This is a genomic window from Pantoea sp. UBA5035 (assembly GCF_002415245.1).
Taxonomy (GTDB): Bacteria; Pseudomonadota; Gammaproteobacteria; order Enterobacterales; family Enterobacteriaceae; genus Pantoea; species Pantoea septica.
This window is the reverse complement of sequence record NZ_DICD01000015.1, coordinates 263,992-281,250: the sequence shown is the minus strand read 5'-3', so window position 1 is coordinate 281,250 and position 17,259 is coordinate 263,992. Positions and strand designations below refer to the sequence as shown.

General features: G+C 57.7%; 13 protein-coding genes, 2 tRNA genes and 1 other RNA gene. 7 read left to right on the top strand and 9 right to left on the bottom strand.

Going from position 1 to position 17,259, the window contains the following annotated elements:
* Positions 1 to 2: 2 nt before the first annotated feature.
* From B3229_RS12770 to B3229_RS12755, 4 genes are all read left to right on the top strand, one after another.
* Positions 3 to 79, top strand: a tRNA-Val gene (locus B3229_RS12770).
* 11 nt (positions 80 to 90) lie between these two features.
* A tRNA-Val gene (locus B3229_RS12765) sits at positions 91 to 167 on the top strand.
* 344 nt (positions 168 to 511) lie between these two features.
* Complete coding sequence (gene pykF, locus B3229_RS12760) at positions 512 to 1,924, top strand: pyruvate kinase PykF (RefSeq protein ID WP_286871258.1); 1,413 nt, start codon at positions 512 to 514, stop codon at positions 1,922 to 1,924.
* Positions 1,925 to 2,225: 301 nt separating this feature from the next.
* Entirely contained in the window at positions 2,226 to 2,462 is a 237-nt protein-coding gene (locus tag B3229_RS12755) for a major outer membrane lipoprotein (protein WP_007374746.1), read from the top strand.
* An 86-nt stretch (positions 2,463 to 2,548) separates the two neighbouring features.
* Here the strand turns inward: B3229_RS12755 and B3229_RS12750 are convergent, their stop codons facing one another.
* Genes B3229_RS12750 through sufA form a run of 7 tightly spaced genes read right to left on the bottom strand, consistent with a single transcriptional unit; the run spans position 2,549 to position 9,165 of the window.
* Positions 2,549 to 3,532, bottom strand: a complete 984-nt coding sequence (locus B3229_RS12750; RefSeq protein ID WP_286871231.1) for a L,D-transpeptidase family protein — start codon at positions 3,530 to 3,532, stop codon at positions 2,549 to 2,551.
* A 56-nt stretch (positions 3,533 to 3,588) separates the two neighbouring features.
* A complete protein-coding gene (gene sufE / locus B3229_RS12745; RefSeq protein WP_033789826.1) occupies positions 3,589 to 4,005 on the bottom strand; it encodes a cysteine desulfuration protein SufE in 417 nt (138 codons plus the stop codon).
* A gap of 20 nt (positions 4,006 to 4,025) precedes the next feature.
* Positions 4,026 to 5,249 carry a cysteine desulfurase SufS gene (gene sufS / locus B3229_RS12740; protein WP_286871375.1) on the bottom strand — a complete coding sequence of 408 codons (1,224 nt, stop codon included), beginning with the start codon at positions 5,247 to 5,249 and terminating at the stop codon, positions 4,026 to 4,028.
* Entirely contained in the window at positions 5,249 to 6,526 is a 1,278-nt protein-coding gene (sufD, locus tag B3229_RS12735; protein WP_286871228.1) for a Fe-S cluster assembly protein SufD, read from the bottom strand. The genes sufS and sufD overlap by 1 nt, the downstream gene beginning before the upstream one ends.
* On the bottom strand, positions 6,501 to 7,247 hold the full coding sequence (gene sufC, locus B3229_RS12730) for a Fe-S cluster assembly ATPase SufC (RefSeq protein ID WP_286871226.1): 747 nt from the start codon (positions 7,245 to 7,247) through the stop codon (positions 6,501 to 6,503). Before sufC ends, sufD begins: the two co-directional genes overlap by 26 nt.
* Before the next feature lie 42 nt (positions 7,248 to 7,289).
* Positions 7,290 to 8,783, bottom strand: a complete 1,494-nt coding sequence (sufB, locus tag B3229_RS12725; protein ID WP_048785644.1) for a Fe-S cluster assembly protein SufB — start codon at positions 8,781 to 8,783, stop codon at positions 7,290 to 7,292.
* 7 nt (positions 8,784 to 8,790) lie between these two features.
* Positions 8,791 to 9,165 carry a Fe-S cluster assembly scaffold SufA gene (sufA, locus tag B3229_RS12720; protein ID WP_033789823.1) on the bottom strand — a complete coding sequence of 125 codons (375 nt, stop codon included), beginning with the start codon at positions 9,163 to 9,165 and terminating at the stop codon, positions 8,791 to 8,793.
* A 390-nt stretch (positions 9,166 to 9,555) separates the two neighbouring features.
* Here sufA and B3229_RS12715 point away from each other — a divergent pair, with 390 nt between their 5' ends.
* Entirely contained in the window at positions 9,556 to 9,960 is a 405-nt protein-coding gene (locus B3229_RS12715; RefSeq protein WP_286871222.1) for a hypothetical protein, read from the top strand.
* Positions 9,961 to 9,993: 33 nt separating this feature from the next.
* Here the strand turns inward: B3229_RS12715 and ydiJ are convergent, their stop codons facing one another.
* Positions 9,994 to 13,047: a D-2-hydroxyglutarate dehydrogenase YdiJ gene (gene ydiJ / locus B3229_RS12710; protein WP_286871220.1), complete on the bottom strand. Its 3,054-nt coding sequence runs from the start codon at positions 13,045 to 13,047 to the stop codon at positions 9,994 to 9,996.
* 205 nt (positions 13,048 to 13,252) lie between these two features.
* On the opposite strand from ydiJ, the gene ydiK reads away from it, so the two are divergent.
* On the top strand, positions 13,253 to 14,374 hold the full coding sequence (gene ydiK / locus B3229_RS12705) for an AI-2E family transporter YdiK (protein ID WP_033747493.1): 1,122 nt from the start codon (positions 13,253 to 13,255) through the stop codon (positions 14,372 to 14,374).
* Between the two features lie 244 nt (positions 14,375 to 14,618).
* Positions 14,619 to 14,727: antisense sRNA RprA (gene rprA, locus B3229_RS12700), an RNA gene on the top strand.
* 59 nt (positions 14,728 to 14,786) lie between these two features.
* Here the strand turns inward: rprA and ppsA are convergent.
* Positions 14,787 to 17,171 carry a phosphoenolpyruvate synthase gene (gene ppsA, locus B3229_RS12695; RefSeq protein ID WP_286871217.1) on the bottom strand — a complete coding sequence of 795 codons (2,385 nt, stop codon included), beginning with the start codon at positions 17,169 to 17,171 and terminating at the stop codon, positions 14,787 to 14,789.
* Between the last annotated feature and the right edge of the window lie 88 nt (positions 17,172 to 17,259).

Here is a 17,259-nt window from a genome sequence, read left to right as displayed (position 1 = left end):
GTGCGTCCGTAGCTCAGTTGGTTAGAGCACCACCTTGACATGGTGGGGGTCGGTGGTTCGAGTCCACTCGGACGCACCAAATTTCTGAATGCGCTCTTAGCTCAGTTGGTTAGAGCACCACCTTGACATGGTGGGGGTCGATGGTTCGAGTCCATTAGAGCGCACCACTCTTGCTGTTTTCTTCTCTTGCGCAACATCACTTTTTATTGATCTCTGTCGTTTCCTTCTCCGCTTTTTAATTGGTTTTCGGATACTTAGCGTCTATACTATCCGCCGTTGTTCCACTTGAAAGGTTTCAGCGCGGCGTGCCTATGGCGATAACTCACACTCTTTGCGCAACACGCTATTGTCGGTTTCCAGACGTAACCGCACAACTTCCCTGCACGCTCAGCCTGCGTCACCTATTCTTACGTTGTACTGTCCGTTTCGTTAACAACCAGAATTCTCATTTCGATGCGTCGTCATCGAATCCCAACCTTTATCATCCATCACAACTTACAGATAACCTGTCATGAAAAAGACCAAGATCGTTTGTACTATCGGCCCGAAAACCGAATCTGAAGAGATGCTGACCCAGCTGCTTGAAGCCGGCATGAACGTTATGCGCCTCAACTTCTCGCACGGCGATTACGCCGAGCACGGTCAGCGCATCGCCAACATGCGCGCGGTGATGCAGAAAACCGGTCGTCAGGCCGCTATTCTGCTCGACACCAAAGGTCCGGAAATCCGCACCATGAAGCTGGAAGGCGGTAACGACGTCTCCCTGAAAGCGGGACAGACCTTTACCTTTACCACCGACCAGAGCGTGATCGGCAACAGCGAGCGCGTCGCCGTCACCTACGCCGGCTTCACTGAAGATCTAAAAATCGGCAACACCGTGCTGGTAGACGATGGTTTGATCGGCATGGAAGTTAAAGAAGTGACGGAAAACACCGTGGTGTGTACCGTGCTGAACAACGGCGACCTCGGCGAGAACAAAGGCGTTAACCTGCCGGGCGTCTCTATCCAGCTGCCTGCGCTGGCGGAAAAAGATAAGCGCGACCTGATTTTCGGCTGCGAGCAAGGCGTCGACTTCGTGGCGGCTTCCTTTATTCGCAAGCGCTCCGACGTGCTGGAGATCCGCGAGCATCTGAAAGCCCACGGCGGCGAACATATTCAGATCATCTCCAAGATCGAAAACCAGGAAGGCCTGAACAACTTCGACGAAATCCTCGACGCTTCTGACGGCATCATGGTGGCGCGCGGCGATCTGGGTGTAGAGATCCCGGTAGAAGAAGTGATCTTCGCCCAGAAGATGATGATCAAGAAGTGCAACAAGGCACGCAAGGTGGTGATCACCGCTACCCAGATGCTCGACTCGATGATCAAGAACCCGCGCCCTACTCGTGCGGAAGCGGGCGACGTGGCCAACGCCATCCTCGACGGCACCGATGCGGTTATGCTTTCCGGCGAGAGCGCCAAGGGCAAATATCCGCTGGAGTCAGTGACCATTATGGCCACCATCTGCGAGCGCACCGACCGCGTGATGAAGTCGCGCATCGACGCGCTGGAAGACTCCCGTAAGCTGCGCATCACAGAAGCTGTCTGCCGCGGCGCGGTGGAAACCGCCGAGAAACTGGAAGCGCCGCTGATCGTGGTCGCCACCGAAGGCGGCAAATCCGCCAAATCGGTGCGCAAATACTTCCCGGACGCCACTATCCTCGCGCTGACTACCAATGAGACTACCGCGCGCCAGCTGATCCTGAGCAAAGGTATCGAAACGCGTCTGGTAACCGAGATCGCCTCTACTGACGATTTCTATCGCATCGGCAAAGAAGCGGCGCTGGAAAGCGGCTATGCGCAGAAAGGCGACGTGGTGGTGATGGTATCGGGCGCATTAGTACCAAGCGGTACCACAAATACGGCCTCAGTACACGTCATTTAATTCGTTTGAGCATTTATTTAAAAGCGCCTTTAGGGGCGCTTTTTTTATTCCGCCACTAATACAAAACCGGGAAATTTCCAATCGATAATAACTATTCAATATCCTCCGAAATTAAGGTTAATCCGATTAAATCTCTCTGTTTTCGCTAAATATTTTTATCATATGCGGTGAAGCGCTGCTTCTTTGAGCGAACGATCAAGTTTAAGCATCTTCTCATCAAAAATTTATTCTCAACTTAAAAAGCTTTGTGTAATACTTGTAACGCTACATGGAGATTAACTCAATCTAGAGGGTATAAATAATGAATCGTACTAAACTGGTACTGGGCGCGGTAATCCTGGGTTCAACTCTGCTGGCTGGTTGCTCAAGCAACGCTAAAATCGACCAGCTGTCTTCAGACGTTCAGACTCTGAACGCTAAAGTTGACCAGCTGAGCAACGACGTGAACGCAATCCGTTCTGACGTGCAGGCTGCTAAAGATGACGCAGCTCGTGCTAACCAGCGTCTGGACAACCAGGCTCACTCTTACCGTAAGTAAGAGTTCTGGTATTAAAAATGGCGCCCATGTGGCGCCATTTTTTTTGCTCTGATTTTGCCGCCAGCACACGGCGGCAACTGTCGGGTTCAGGGTGTTGTCTGCGCGCTCTGCGCCTGTTCTGACGCCGCCTCAGACGGCGCGGCCATCGCCTCCCCGCTCGATACCAGCACCGGCATGCCGGAACGACGCTCCAGCGCCGCTTTGATCAGCGCGCTGTCACTCTGCGGACTCTTAATAAACTTCTTCATCGCCGGGCTGAGCGCTATCGGCATGGTCTGCGGATCGTCTTTATCACTGTGCGACAGCGGCTGATGCACTTCGACATAGCGCTTTCCGTCCGGCTCGACGGCATATTTTACCGGCTGGTTGATCACCTGCACGCGCGTCCCTTTCGGCACGCTGTTAAACAGCGCTTCAATATCCTGCGGACGCAGGCGTATGCAGCCGGAGCTGACGCGCATGCCGATGCCGAAATCGGCGTTTGTGCCGTGGATCAGATAGTTGCCGCTGCCGCGCGCCAGACGCAGCGCAAACAGTCCCATCGGGTTTTCCGGGCCGGCAGGCACCACCGCCGGCAGCGTGACGCCATCTTTAGCGTAGCGCTTGCGGATATTGACGGTCGGCGTCCAGGTCGGATTAGGTATCTTCTGGCTGATGCTGGTCACCATCACCGGCGTTGCGGCGCCGAGCTGGCCGATGCCAATGGGATAGACGATGACTTTATCTTCGCCTTTGGGGTAGTAATAGAGGCGCAGCTCGGCCAGGTTCACCACAATCCCCTCGCGCGGCGTATCCGGCAGTAGCATCTGCTGCGGCACCACTAACTGCGTGCCCGCCTTGGGCAGCCAGGGATCGGTGCCCGGATTGGCCTCCAGCATGCTCAGCAGCCCAATCTGGTATTTCGCCGCAATAGCTTCAAGAGGACGTTTGTCGTCGGGAACGGTGGTTAACTGATTTTCGCCGATAAGGCGGCTGTCGGCGGCAGGAAGCGGGTATTCCGTGGAGAAAGCCGGCGCGGCAAGTCCAACGCTTAGCAGCAGCGCACCGGCGAAACGTAAGGCTGATTTCATGCAATCTTCTCTTTCAGATAAAAAAACAGACGCCTGTTGGCGTCTGCTAGTTTAACTCAGAGGAGATTTTGAGCGTTATGGCGAATTGCCCGAATCATCGCTTCAAGGCCCTGCGAACGCGACGGCGTCAGATGCTGAGTTAACGCCAGTTCGGCGAACCAGTGCCGCACGTCCAGCGCGACGATATCGGCTGCCGTCAGGTTTTGATACAGACTAAATACCACTGCAATCAACCCCTTAACGATAGCGGCGTCGCTGTCCCCTTCAAATGCCAGGGTGCCGTCGCTCTGCGGCGTCATCTTGATCCAGACCTGGCTCTGACAACCGGAGATCACGTTTTCCGGCTGATGCAGGCTTTCAGATGATTCTGGAAGTTTTGCGCCCAGCTCAATGATGTAGAGGTACTTCTCTTCCCAGTTGGCGCAACGGTTAAAGTTGCGCACCAGTTTTTCTTTATCTGGCAACGTGGCCATGACTGACTCCTGAACTCTGCTCAACCGCCCAGCAAACGATGAATACGGGTCAAACCCGCCGCCAGACGATCGGCCTCTTCTTCGCTGTTGTAGAAGGCGAACGAGGCGCGGCACATGGCCGGCACGGCGAAATGGCGCATCAGCGGCATGGCGCAGTGGTGGCCGGTGCGAATAGCGATACCGTATTGATCAAGGAAGCTGCCGACGTCGTAGGCGTGATGCTTGCCCAGATTAAAAGCGATGACGCCTGCGCGATCCTGCGGGCCGTAAATCACCAGATCGGGCACCGAGGCGAGCTTGTCGAGCGCGTAGCGCATCAGCGCCTGTTCACGCTGCTGAATCGCCTCAAGACCGATCTCTTCGACATAGCGCAGCGCCGCGCCGAAGCCGATAATGCCGCCGGTATTAGGCGTGCCCGCCTCGAAACGCCAGGGCGCTTTGTTCCAGGTGGTGCCGACAGGCAGCACTACCTGATCGATCATCGAGCCGCCGCCTTCCCAGGGCGGCATCTCGTCGAGCAGCGCTTTGCGCCCGTAAAGAATGCCGACGCCGTTCGGGCCGTAAATTTTGTGGCTGGAGAAGACGTAGAAATCGCAGTCGATATCCTGCACGTCAACCTTGCCATGCATGACCGCCTGCGCGCCGTCCACCAGCGTCACCAGCCCGGCGGCTTTCGCCTGCGCCACCAGCGCTTTAACCGGGTTAACGGTGCCGAGCACGTTGGAGACGTGCGTCACCGCCAGCAGGCGCGTACGGCTGTCAATCAGCCCCGTCAGCGCGTCGATCGCCAGCTCGCCGCTGCTGTTCAGCGGCAGCACGCGGATCTCTGCGCCGGTGCGCTGCGCCACCATCTGCCACGGCACGATATTGGCGTGGTGCTCCATCTCGGTGATGATCAGGTTATCGCCGGCCTGCAGCTGGCTTGCGCCCCAGCTGTTCGCCACCAGGTTGATTCCCTCGGTGGTGCCTTTGACAAACACGATCTCTTCCGGCGAGGAGGCGTTAAGAAAATGCGCCGCCTGCAGGCGGACGTTTTCCATATCGGTGGTGGCCTGCGCGCTCAGGCTGTGAATGCCGCGGTGCACCGCCGCATAGCCATACTGATAAAAATGGCTTTCGGCGTTAATCACCGCCAGCGGACGCTGGGCGCTGGCCGCGCTGTCAAGGTAGGCCAGCGGATGACCGTTGACCTCACGCTTCAGGATCGGGAAGTCGGCCCTGATACGTTCGAGATCGAAGTTCATCATGAGGCATCTCCAGGGAAACGCGCCGCGATGCGTTGCAGAACCGCCTGACGCAGCGTCTCATCATCCAGCGCTTCGGTCAGTTCGGCCGCAAAAGCGTGAATAATCATCTGCTGCGCCGCTTCTTCTGCGATGCCGCGCGAGCGCAGGTAGAACATCTGCTCATCATCAATGCGGCCGATGGTCGCGCCGTGGCTGCACTTCACGTCGTCAGCATAGATTTCCAGCTGCGGCTTGGTGTCCACTTCCGCCAGACGACCCAGCAACAGGTTGTTGTTGGTCATCTGCCCGTCGGTTTTCAGCGCGTGCTGCGCCACTTTGATGTGGCCGTTAAACACCGCGCGGCCTTTGTCGCGCGAGATGGTTTTATGCAGCTGACGGCTCAGGCAGTAGCCTTTGTTGTGCTCCAGATAGCTGCGGGTATCCGCCACTTCCGCATTCATCGGCAGCACCAGACTGTTCAGCGACAGCTGGGTGTTCTCGCCGTTGAGCTGCACGCTGGTGTTGTGACGAGAGAGGCCCGCGCCCAGCAGGAAGCTGGTGCTGCTTACCTGCGCATCGCGACCGATAACGATATCGTTATGGGCGAAGTGGTAGCTGCTGCTCTCTTCAAACGCCAGCTTGACATGTTTCAGCTGGGCATTGTCGCCGACCGCGAAGGTAAAGCGCGCGCCGGTAAAGTGCTGTGCGCCGTCCAGGGTGACGTAATGCTCGATAACCTGCGCCTGCGCGCTCTCTTCCAGCTCGAAATGGTGGCGATGATGCACGGTGTTAAGCGCATCCGCCTGGCCGCTGGTGATATGCAGCAGGTAGAGCGGACGCGCCGCCGCCTTGCCGCGCGCCAGGCGAATCGAGGTGACCTCTTCCGCCAGGCTTTCGGTCAGGTGCAGAAACACTTCCGGCTGCACCGGCGCCGGCAGCGGGCGGCGCTCGGCGGCGCGGCTATGCTGAACGGCGAAGAGTTCGGTATCGGCCGCGCTCAGCGACGGCTGAAACTGACCGTCGACGAACACCAGACGGATCGCGTCCAGCGGCAGCGCCAGCGCGTCGACCTGCGCCTGGCTCAGGCTTTTCGCCTGCGGCAGCGCGAACTGGTGGGACAGAAGCCCATCCAGCGCGGTGTATTTCCAGTTTTCATGCTTACGCGTCGGCAGACCGACGCGCATCAGCTGTTGCCAGTGCTGCTGAGCCTGCAGCGAGCGAGACTCGCCACGCGATTCAAACAGATGATGCCACTGCTGCAGGGCATTATCACTCTTCGTCGGTAAGCCAGCCATAGCCTTGCTCCTCCAGCTGTTTCACCAGCGTAAAGTCGCCCGATTTGACGATCTTACCTTTGTACAGCACGTGCACGAAGTCTGGCTTGATGTAGTCCAGAATACGCTGATAGTGGGTCACGATGATAAAGGCGCGCTTTTCGTCGCGCAGGCTGTTGACGCCTTCCGCGACGATTTTCAGCGCATCGATATCCAGACCGGAATCGGTTTCATCGAGGATGCACAGTTCCGGCTCCAGCGCCGCCATCTGCAGAATGTCGTTGCGTTTCTTTTCGCCGCCGGAGAAGCCGACGTTGACCGAACGGGTCAGCAGATCTTCCGGCATCTTCAGCAGGTGGATCTTGTCTTCGATAAAGTCCTGAAAGTCGAAACGATCCAGCTCTTCTTTGCCGCGATATTTACGCACCGCGTTGACCGCGGTCTGCAGGAAGAACTGGTTGCTGACGCCCGGGATCTCAACCGGATACTGAAACGCCATAAAAATGCCTACGCCCGCGCGGTCTTCCGGGTCAAGCTCCAGCAGATCTTTGCCTTTGAAGCTCACGGAACCGCCGGTGATTTCGTAATCTTCACGGCCAGCCAGCGTTGCAGAGAGCGTACTTTTGCCTGAGCCGTTCGGGCCCATAATGGCGTGCACTTCGCCCGGTTTCACTTCGAGGTTAAGACCGCGCAGAATCTCTTTGTCTTCAACGCTAACCTGTAAATCTTTAATGCTTAACATACTTATTCCTTCACATTGCTTCCGGCAACGCGTGTGACGGCATCAGCCCACACTGTGCTCAAGGCTGATGGCTAACAGTTTTTGCGCTTCCACGGCGAATTCCAGTGGCAGCTCAGAGAAAACGTCTTTACAGAAGCCGTTGACGATCATTGAGATCGCATCTTCTTCGCTGATACCACGCTGGAGGCAGTAAAACAGCTGATCTTCGCCGATGCGCGAGGTGGTCGCCTCATGCTCCAGCTGAGCGGTGTTGTTGCGGGTCTCGACATACGGGAAGGTATGCGCGCCGCAATCGGGGCCGATCAGCATCGAGTCGCACTGGGTAAAGTTACGCGCGTTGGTCGCGGTCGGCATGATTTTCACCAGGCCGCGATAGGTGTTCTGGCTCTTACCGGCAGAGATACCTTTGGAGATGATGGTCGATTTGGTGTTTTTACCAATGTGGATCATCTTGGTGCCGGTATCCGCCTGCTGACGGCCGCTGGTCAGCGCCACCGAGTAAAACTCGCCGATGGAGTTATCGCCGCGCAGGATGCAGCTCGGGTATTTCCAGGTAATGGCGGAGCCAGTCTCGGACTGCGTCCAGGACATTTTGCTGTTCTCGCCTTCGCACAGCGCGCGCTTGGTGACGAAGTTCAGAATGCCGCCTTCGCCTTCGCCGCCTGGGAACCAGTTCTGCACGGTGGAGTACTTCACTTCCGCGTTTTTATGAATAATGACTTCCACCACCGCCGCATGCAGCTGATAGGTGTCGCGCACCGGCGCGGAACAGCCTTCGATGTAGCTGACATAGCTGTCTTCGTCGGCAATCAGGATAGTGCGTTCGAACTGACCGGTTTTCGCCGCGTTGATGCGGAAATAGGTCGACAGCTCCATCGGGCAGCGCACCCCTTTCGGGATATAGACGAAGGTGCCGTCGGAGGCGACCGCGGAGTTCAGCGCCGCAAAGAAGTTGTCATTGGCCGGCACCACGGTGCCGAGATACTTCTGCACCAGCTCAGGGTGCTCCTGAATCGCTTCGCCGAACGAGCAAAAAATGATGCCCTGCTCCGCCAGCTTGCCGCGGTAGGTGGTGGCGACGGAAACCGAGTCGAAAATCGCATCGACCGCGACTTCGCGTCCTTCACGCACCGGCACGCCGAGCTGTTCGAACGCCTTCTCAACTTCCTGCGTCAGGTAGGTGTTGGTCTCTTCGATGCCCGAAGACTGCAGCGCGCCCGGCTCAGAGGCGCAGCTATCGTCGCAGTTGCCGCATGACGGCGCCGAGTAATAGCTGTAATCCTGATAATCCAGTTTGTCGTAATGCGCTTTCAGCCAGTGCGGCTCTTCCATTTCGAGCCAGGCGCGAAAGGCTTTAAGACGAAACTCCAGCATCCACTCTGGCTCGTTACGTTTAGCCGAGATCGCGCGCACCACATCTTCGTTGATGCCGTGCGCCATTTCGTCGGTTTGCAACTGGGTAAAGAAGCCCTCTTTGTAGTTGAGCTTGCCTTCCCACATTTGTACATCGTCAGATGTTTCGCTGTGTCGTGACATATTTCACTTACTCGACGCCAAAGCTTTCACCGCACCCGCAGGCGTGTTGAGCTTTAGGGTTATTGAATTTAAAAATCTGGTTCAGGCCTTCGCGGACATAATCCACTTCCGTACCGTCGATAAACGGCATTGCCTGAAGCGGCACGTAGAGCGTTGCGCCGTTATGCGTAAACTGCAGATCGTCGTCGGCAGGCTCTTTCACCAGATCCATGACGTAGCCGAAACCGGCGCAGCCGGATTGCTTCACGCCGAGATGCAGACCTTTTACTTCAGGATCTTGCGCCACCAGGCTAAGAATTTGCTTTGCCGCGGAATCAGTCAGCGTGACCCCTTTCCAGACGAAATCATCAGGAGAGAACGTTGCTGCATTTACAGATGCCATGTTGTTACCTCGTAAGTCCGGACCTTTTCAGGCTATCCCCCTATGGTAAGGATCTGGGCGATCACTTCAACCTCTTGTTTTGCAGGGATAATCATCTTGTGCTCTTTTTAATCGCTGCTTAATTAAGCATAGCTGCTTCGCAGACCTTTGCGGCGAGAGCGCGCACGCCAAAATCAGTGGCCTAACCTGTTAAAAATACGTAAAAAATTTTTCAGCTAGTTATTAATAATTTCTTATTGATAGGTTACGCCTTTATCAGATGCGCAGAAATTGTTCTTGCCGATTTTATTAACAGGCTAAGTAAATCGTGAAAATTTTCGCGCTGCGTAATTGCAATCCGCGCCCAGTTGAATATGATAATTATTATCATTCAACATCTGAGGTGGCGCCATGACGCTCTCTGTCTCTGCCTGGCTGCAGCGCAAAATCGACGACTATCATTTTTCCGTACGCGATATCACCGTTGATTTCTACCTGGCGAAGGCAAAGCTCAACCGGGCCGACTGTACTGTTCATCAGCTGCGCCAGTTCAACGACACCTGTCTGGATATGGCCGAAATCTGCCAGATCAACGGAGACGATCAAAGTTATCTGCACGCCATGGGCAAACTGCACCACCGGCTGGTGCAGGAGATGGGCAACAGCGAGCGCGACAGGCTGTTCCGCATCCAGGCCTGGCAGCTGGCGCGCCTCTCCCTCACCCGCCTGTGCCATCAGCTGGCGCTGGTCGGAGAGTGGGACAAAGCCACCGCGCTGCAGAGCGACTTCGTGCGTCACGCGGGCTGGATATTCTAATCCAGCCGCGTCGTGACGTCGCGCACAATTTCGTTACATTAATGCCAGCAGCGCCTGCAGCGGATGCCGCATGCCGTTGCCTTCCAGCCTTTTAACCTGGCTGCGGCAGGAAAAGCCGGTCGCCAGGCAGCGCTGGCGCGGCAGTTTCTGCAGCTGCGGATGCCACGACAGCCCATAAATCCCCAGCGAGTTGTCGAGATTCTTGCTTTCATGGCCGTAGGTGCCCGCCATGCCGCAGCAGCCGACATTGATATTCTCTAGCCGCGCGCCGAAGCGCGAAAAAATCTCTTGCCACTGGTTCGGCGTGTTCGGCAACGCCGTCACTTCGGTGCAGTGCGCGAACAGATACCAGCTTTCGCCGCTTCCCGGCACGGCGTCGCGCGTGCTGACCACCTCGCGCAGCCACTCATGCACCAGCTGAACGTGAAAGTCGCCGCGCTTGTCGCCGAGCGTCTGCCTGTATTCATCGCGATAGCAGAGCACCGTCGCCGGATCGACGCCGACCATCGGCATGCCGAGCTTCGCCACCCGATTAAGGAAGTCAGCGGTTTTGCCGGCGGTGCGCGCAAAGCGCTGCAGAAAGCCTTTAACGTGCTGCGCCTTGCCGTTCGGCATAAAGGGCAGCAGCACCGGCCGCAGGCCCAGCTTTTCGATCAGACGAATGAAGTCGGCGATCAGCTGCGCCTCGTAGAAGCTGGTAAAGGGGTCCTGCACCACCAGCACCGTTTCGGCGCGCTGCGCTGGGCTCAGCGCCTCGAGTTTCTCCAGCGTCATGCCCATCGCCGGATGGCCGCTCAGCTCCTGCTTCAGCGAAGGCGACGACAGCAGCGGCAGATCGACCATGCCGATATGGGTTTTGCTTAGCTCGCGCATCCAGGGCTGGCGCAGAAAGAAGTTAAACGCCTTCGGCGCTTTCGCCATCAGCGGCGCATAGCTCTCGACCGCCGCCACCAGATGGTCGCTTACCGGGCGCAGGTAGCGCGTATGGTAGAGCTGCAAAAAGCGGGCGCGAAAATCGGGCACGTCGATTTTGATCGGGCACTGGGTTGAGCAGGCTTTACAGGCGAGACAGCCGGACATCGCCTCATGCACCTCATGGGAAAAGTCATATTCCCCCTTGCTGGCGTGCCAGCTGTTGCGCACGCGGCCAATCAGGGCGCGCAGCGACAGGCTGTTTTCCGGCAGCTGCTTTTCAAGCTGCTGCGGATCGACGCCCTGCTCCGCCAGCAGGCGCAGCCATTCACGCGTCAGGGTAGCGCGTCCTTTTGGCGAATGGATGCGGTTGCGGGTAATTTTCATGGAGGGGCACATCGGGCTGCGCGCATCGAAGTTGAAGCAGAGGCCGTTGCCGTTGCACTCCATCGCGCCGCGCCACTCGCTGCGCACCGTCAGCGGGATTTGGCGATCGTAGCTGCCGCGCTTCGTCGCGTCGACCTGCATCATCGGCTCGTTGCTGTCGATGGGAGTACAGATCTTGCCGGGATTCATACGGTTGTCGGGATCGAACGCCGCCTTGATGCGGCGCAGCTCGTTGAACAGCGTTTCGCCGAAGAACGCCGGGCTATACTGCGCGCGGAATCCTTTGCCGTGTTCGCCCCAGAGCAGTCCGCCGTAGCGCGCGGTCAGCGCCACCACCTCATCCGACAGGGTTTTCATCAGCATCTCCTGCTGCGGATCGCACATGTCCAGCGCCGGACGCACGTGCAGCACGCCCGCGTCGACGTGGCCGAACATACCGTAGCTCAGGCCGTGGCTGTCGAGCAGCGCGCGAAACTCGACGATATAGTCGGCAAGGTGCTCCGGCGGCACGGCGGTATCCTCGACAAAGGGGATCGGCTTGGCGCGCCCTTTGGCGTTGCCCAGCAGGCCTACCGCTTTTTTCCGCATGTTATAGATGCGCTCGATACCGTCAAGATCCTCGCAGAGCTGATAACCGATCACGCCGCCCTGGCGCTGCGCCATCAGGCTATCCAGCCGCGCGCAGAGCGAAGCGACCTGCTGCTCGATCAGCGCGCCGTCGTCGCCGGCGAATTCGACGATATTGAGGCCGAGCATCTCTTTGTCAGGCACGTCGGTAATCAGCTCGCGCACCGAGTGCCAGACGATATCTTCCCGCGCCAGGTTAAGCACTTTGGAATCGACCGTTTCAACCGACAGCGCCTGCGCCTCGACCATAAAGGGTGCGTTGCGCAGCGCAGAGTCGAACGAGTCATATTTGATATTCACCAGCCGACGCACTTTCGGGATCGGCGTAATGTCGAGCCGCGCTTCGGTGATAAAGGCCAGCGTCCCCTCGGCGCCGCACAGCAGACGCGTCAGATCGAAGGTCTGCATATCGTCGCTGAAGACGTGACGCAGATCGTAGCCGGTGAGGAAGCGGTTCAGCTTCGGAAATTTTTCCAGAATCAGCGCGCGCTGCTCGCGGCATCGCGTCAGCACCTGCTGATAGATACGCCCTTCCGGCGTCGCGGTCTGCGCCAGCGTCTCCGCCAGCGCGGCGGCCATCGGCCGGGTATCGAGAATATCGCCGCCGAGCAGCACTGCGCGCAGCCCCAGCACGTGATCGGAGGTTTTCCCGTAGACCAGCGAGCCCTGGCCCGAGGCGTCGGTATTGATCATCCCGCCCAGCGTCGCGCGGTTGCTGGTAGAGAGCTCCGGCGAGAAGAAAAAGCCGTAGGGCTTAAGCCAGGCGTTAAGCTGATCCTTGACCACGCCCGCTTCGACGCGCACCCAGCCCTGCTCGAGATTAATCTCCAGGATGCGGTTCATATGGCGTGACATGTCCACCACGATGCCCTGATTCAGCGACTGGCCGTTGGTGCCGGTTCCGCCGCCGCGCGGCGTGAAGATCAGCTCATTAAAGCGCGCCTCGCCCGCCAGGCGCGCAATCAGCGCGACGTCTGCGGTAGAGCGCGGAAAGAGCACCGCGTCCGGCAGCAGCTGATAGATGCTGTTGTCGGTGGACATTAACAGACGGTCGGCGTAGCTGGTGGCGGTATCGCCAGTGAAGCCCTGCGCCTTCAGCGCGTCGAGGAATGTCAGCACCCGTTGAACGAGGCCGGGCGCCTGAGAAATCTGTGGGATCATTATTGGGAGACCAGATGTTGTAAACGTTTGCGTTGCTTGTTTTGTCTGAACGTTCCGTTTTAACACATTTTTTTCGCGCTCGCTGTTTTTTCAGGAAAGGGAAAAACCGCTTCTTTCGCCTCTGTTTAAAGGGGCCGAAATAGCTCATCATTAAGTCGGGCCTGATTGCCCCCTAATGAAGGATTATTTGAGGTCGTTGTTCCTTATGAAAAACCTGCACCGCACCACGGATATGCCGCAGAGGCTCTTTACGCTGCTCTTTATCCTGCTGATGATCGTCGCCTGCATCTGGATAGTTCAGCCTTTTATACTGGGTTTTGCCTGGGCGAGCATGGTGGTGATCGCCACCTGGCCGCTGATGCTGCGCGTGCAGCGCCTGCTGTGGAACCGGCGTTCACTGGCGGTCATCGTGATGACGCTGCTGCTGTTGCTGCTGTTTATTATTCCCATCGCGCTGCTGGTCAACAGCCTCATCGACAATAGCGCGCCCGTTATCGCCTGGGCGACGCAGGGTCATATGGAGATGCCGTCGCTGCTGTGGCTGAATGATATTCCGGCCATCGGCGACAAACTCTTCTCCAGCTACCATAAACTGGTGGCGGGCGGCGGATCCGCCATTATGGCGAAACTGCAGCCCTACGTGGGTCGCACCACCGGCTTCTTTGTCGCGCAGGCGGGCCACTTCGGTCGGCTGATGATCCACCTCGGCGTAATGCTGCTGTTCAGCGCCCTGCTGTTCTGGCGCGGCGAACAGGCGGCGCAGGGCATCCGCCACTTCGCCTTTCGCATGGCGGGCCGTCGCGGCGACGCCACGGTGCTGCTGGCCGGTCAGGCGATCCGCGCCGTGGCGCTCGGCGTGGTGGTGACCGCGCTGGTGCAGGGCGTGCTGGGCGGCATCGGCCTGGCGCTCTCCGGCATCCCCTACGCCACGCTGCTGACCGTCCTGATGATCCTCTGCTGTCTGGTGCAGATAGGACCGCTTATCGTGCTGGTGCCCGCCATTATCTGGCTCTACTGGAGCGGCGACACCACCTGGGGCACGGTGCTGCTGATCTGGAGCTGCGTGGTCGGCACGCTGGACAATGTGCTGCGCCCGATGCTGATCCGCATGGGCGCCGATTTGCCGATGATCCTGATCCTCTCCGGCGTTATCGGCGGGCTGGTCGCCTTCGGCCTGATTGGTCTCTTTATCGGTCCTGTCGTGCTGGCGGTCTCTTACCGACTGGTCTCTGTCTGGATGCATGAGGCCCCGCCGCCGCCAGAAGGCGATCTCGCCAGCGTGGTCGAGATTCTGTCCGATCACGACGAAGAGCATCTGCCATCCTGAAACCAGGCTCAGGGCGGTTAACCGCCCTGACTCATTTGCGCGACGTTAATATTTTTTTTCATTAGCGGTTTTTAAGAAAAAACGCAGTTTTCGGCCATGAGGCCGCATATCAGCGGCGAATAGTTTATTTTTCGCACTGGTTTACCCCGATCTTGCGGCTAAACAGGTGACAAAAGTTTACTGGCTTTAAACTAATAAGAGGATTCTTAAAGACTCAGAACCGCGCGATGAATAACATGATTCCTAAGTTTGAAATCAACCTACTGATTTTTAAACAACCTTTTTCCCCTGAGTAAAGTGAAGAATTGCTGTGTGTAGTCTTTGCCCATCCCCTGTGATGGGCTTTTTTTTGGCCTGAATAAAGTAAAAAGGCCAGCAAAGCTGGCCTTTTAGCGACAATTTACCTAAATAATCATGCGCTTTTGCTTAACTCAGCCAGCGACAGCCAGGTTTCCACCACGGTGTCCGGATTGAGTGACAGACTGTCGATACCCTCTTCCATCAGCCAGGCCGCGAAGTCCTGATGATCGGATGGCCCCTGGCCGCAGATGCCGACATATTTGCCCTGCTTTTTCGCCGCCTGAATCGCCATCGACAGCAGCGCTTTCACCGCCTCGTTGCGCTCGTCGAACAGCGCCGACACCACGCCTGAATCGCGATCCAGCCCCAGCGCCAGCTGCGTCATATCGTTCGAGCCGATTGAGAAGCCGTCGAAATGCTCAAGAAACTGCTCGGCCAGCAGCGCGTTTGAGGGGATTTCGCACATCATAATGATTTTCAGGCCGTTCTCGCCGCGCTTCAGCCCCTGACGGCCCAGCTCCTCAACCACCGCCTGCGCCTGCGCCACGGTGCGCACAAAGGGCACCATGATTTCGACGTTGGTCAGGCCCATCTCGTTGCGCACGCGCTTCACCGCTTCGCACTCCAGCGCGAAACAGTCGCGGAAGCTGTCCGCCACATAGCGTCCGGCGCCGCGGAAACCCAGCATCGGGTTCTCCTCTTCCGGCTCGTAGCGCTCGCCGCCTACCAGATTGGCATACTCGTTCGATTTAAAGTCCGACAGGCGCACAATCACCCGCTTCGGCGCGAAGGCGGCGCCGAGCGTGGCGATCCCTTCAGTCAGACGGGCGATATAGAACTCGACCGGGCTGTCGAAGCCTTTCATCATGCCGCGGATCTGCTGCTGCAGTTCCGGCGTCTGCTGGTCAAACTCCAGCAGCGCTTTTGGATGCACGCCAATCATGCGGTTGATAATGAACTCCAGACGCGCCAGGCCCACGCCTTCGTTCGGCAGGCAGGCAAAATCGAATGCGCGGTCAGGGTTGCCGACGTTCATCATGATCTTCAGCGGCAGCGCCGGCATCTCGTCTACCTGCGAACTGGTGACTTCGAAATCGATCAAATCGCTATAGACATAGCCGGTGTCGCCCTCGGCGCAGGAGACGGTGACTTTGTTGCCGTCCTGCAAACGCTCGGTAGCGTCGCCGCAGCCCACCACTGCCGGGATGCCCAGCTCGCGCGCGATAATCGCCGCGTGACAGGTGCGTCCGCCGCGGTTAGTGACGATCGCCGAGGCTTTCTTCATGATCGGCTCCCAGTCGGGATCGGTCATATCGGTGACCAGCACGTCGCCTTTTTCAATGCGGTTCATTTCACTGATGTCGTGGATCACTTTGACTTCGCCCGCGCCGATGCGATGACCGATGGCGCGGCCTTCCACCACCACGCTGCCTGTGCCCTGCAGGTTATAACGCTCCATCACCTGTCCGTTGGAGCGCACGGTTTCCGGTCGCGCCTGCACGATAAAGAGCTTGCCGGTATGGCCATCTTTGGCCCATTCGATATCCATTGGGCGCTTGTAGTGCTGCTCGATCAGCACCGCCTGACGCGCCAGCGCCTGCACTTCTTCATCGGTCAGCGAGAAACGGTCGCGTTCGCTTTCCGGCACATCTTCGATGCGCACCTGCTCGCCGTGCGACTGCGAATCGGCGTAGACCATACGCACCTTTTTCGAGCCCATATTGCGGCGCACGATCGCCGGGCGATCGGCGGCCAGGGTCGGCTTGTGCACGTAAAACTCGTCGGGATTGACCGCGCCCTGCACCACCATTTCGCCAAGACCGAAGGCGGAAGTGATAAACACCACCTGATCGAAGCCCGATTCGGTATCGATGGTGAACATCACGCCTGAAGAGGCGAGATCGGAGCGCACCATACGCTGAACGCCCGCCGACAGCGCGACGCCGCGATGGTCGTAGCCCTGATGCACGCGGTAGGAGATAGCGCGATCGTTAAACAGCGAAGCGTAAACGTGCTTCACGGCGATAATCACCGCGTCATAGCCCTGCACGTTAAGAAAGGTTTCCTGCTGGCCGGCGAAGGAGGCGTCCGGCATATCTTCCGCGGTGGCGGAAGAGCGTACGGCAAAGGATGCCTCGGCATCGTCTGCGGAGAGTTGCTCGTATGCCTCGCGAATAGCCGTTTCCAGTTCGGGCTGGAACGGGGTATCCACGACCCACTGACGGATCTGCTTGCCGGCTTTCGCCAGCTCGTCGATATCGTCGATATCGGTCTTGTCCAGTAAATCGTAAATGCGCTGGTTGAGGCCGCTCTGATCGAGGAACTGATTAAATGCGTAAGATGTGGTCGCATATCCGTTGGGCACGGAAACGCCCAGCGACGACAAATTCGTAATCATTTCACCCAGAGAGGCGTTTTTGCCTCCCACGCGATCGACATCGTGCATGCCAAGCTGGTTATACCAGAGCACTAACGGCTGTTCGCCTGTAATGGACATCGAGATTATCCTTTTAAGAATGAATGGGCACATGGAAAATTTAGCTATTCGCAAAATTAGCCTGGCACAATGCGCAATTAATGACTAA

Excerpts from the sequence above, each read along its gene's own strand:
- pykF (WP_286871258.1), top strand. The coding sequence starts at position 512 with ATGAAAAAGACCAAGATCGTTTGTACTATCGGCCCGAAAACCGAATCT.
- B3229_RS12755 (WP_007374746.1), top strand. The coding sequence starts at position 2,226 with ATGAATCGTACTAAACTGGTACTGGGCGCGGTAATCCTGGGTTCAACT.
- B3229_RS12750 (WP_286871231.1), bottom strand. The coding sequence starts at position 3,532 with ATGAAATCAGCCTTACGTTTCGCCGGTGCGCTGCTGCTAAGCGTTGGA.
- sufE (WP_033789826.1), bottom strand. The coding sequence starts at position 4,005 with ATGGCCACGTTGCCAGATAAAGAAAAACTGGTGCGCAACTTTAACCGT.
- sufS (WP_286871375.1), bottom strand. The coding sequence starts at position 5,249 with ATGAACTTCGATCTCGAACGTATCAGGGCCGACTTCCCGATCCTGAAG.
- sufD (WP_286871228.1), bottom strand. The coding sequence starts at position 6,526 with ATGGCTGGCTTACCGACGAAGAGTGATAATGCCCTGCAGCAGTGGCAT.
- sufC (WP_286871226.1), bottom strand. The coding sequence starts at position 7,247 with ATGTTAAGCATTAAAGATTTACAGGTTAGCGTTGAAGACAAAGAGATT.
- sufB (WP_048785644.1), bottom strand. The coding sequence starts at position 8,783 with ATGTCACGACACAGCGAAACATCTGACGATGTACAAATGTGGGAAGGC.
- sufA (WP_033789823.1), bottom strand. The coding sequence starts at position 9,165 with ATGGCATCTGTAAATGCAGCAACGTTCTCTCCTGATGATTTCGTCTGG.
- B3229_RS12715 (WP_286871222.1), top strand. The coding sequence starts at position 9,556 with ATGACGCTCTCTGTCTCTGCCTGGCTGCAGCGCAAAATCGACGACTAT.
- ydiJ (WP_286871220.1), bottom strand. The coding sequence starts at position 13,047 with ATGATCCCACAGATTTCTCAGGCGCCCGGCCTCGTTCAACGGGTGCTG.
- ydiK (WP_033747493.1), top strand. The coding sequence starts at position 13,253 with ATGAAAAACCTGCACCGCACCACGGATATGCCGCAGAGGCTCTTTACG.
- ppsA (WP_286871217.1), bottom strand. The coding sequence starts at position 17,171 with ATGTCCATTACAGGCGAACAGCCGTTAGTGCTCTGGTATAACCAGCTT.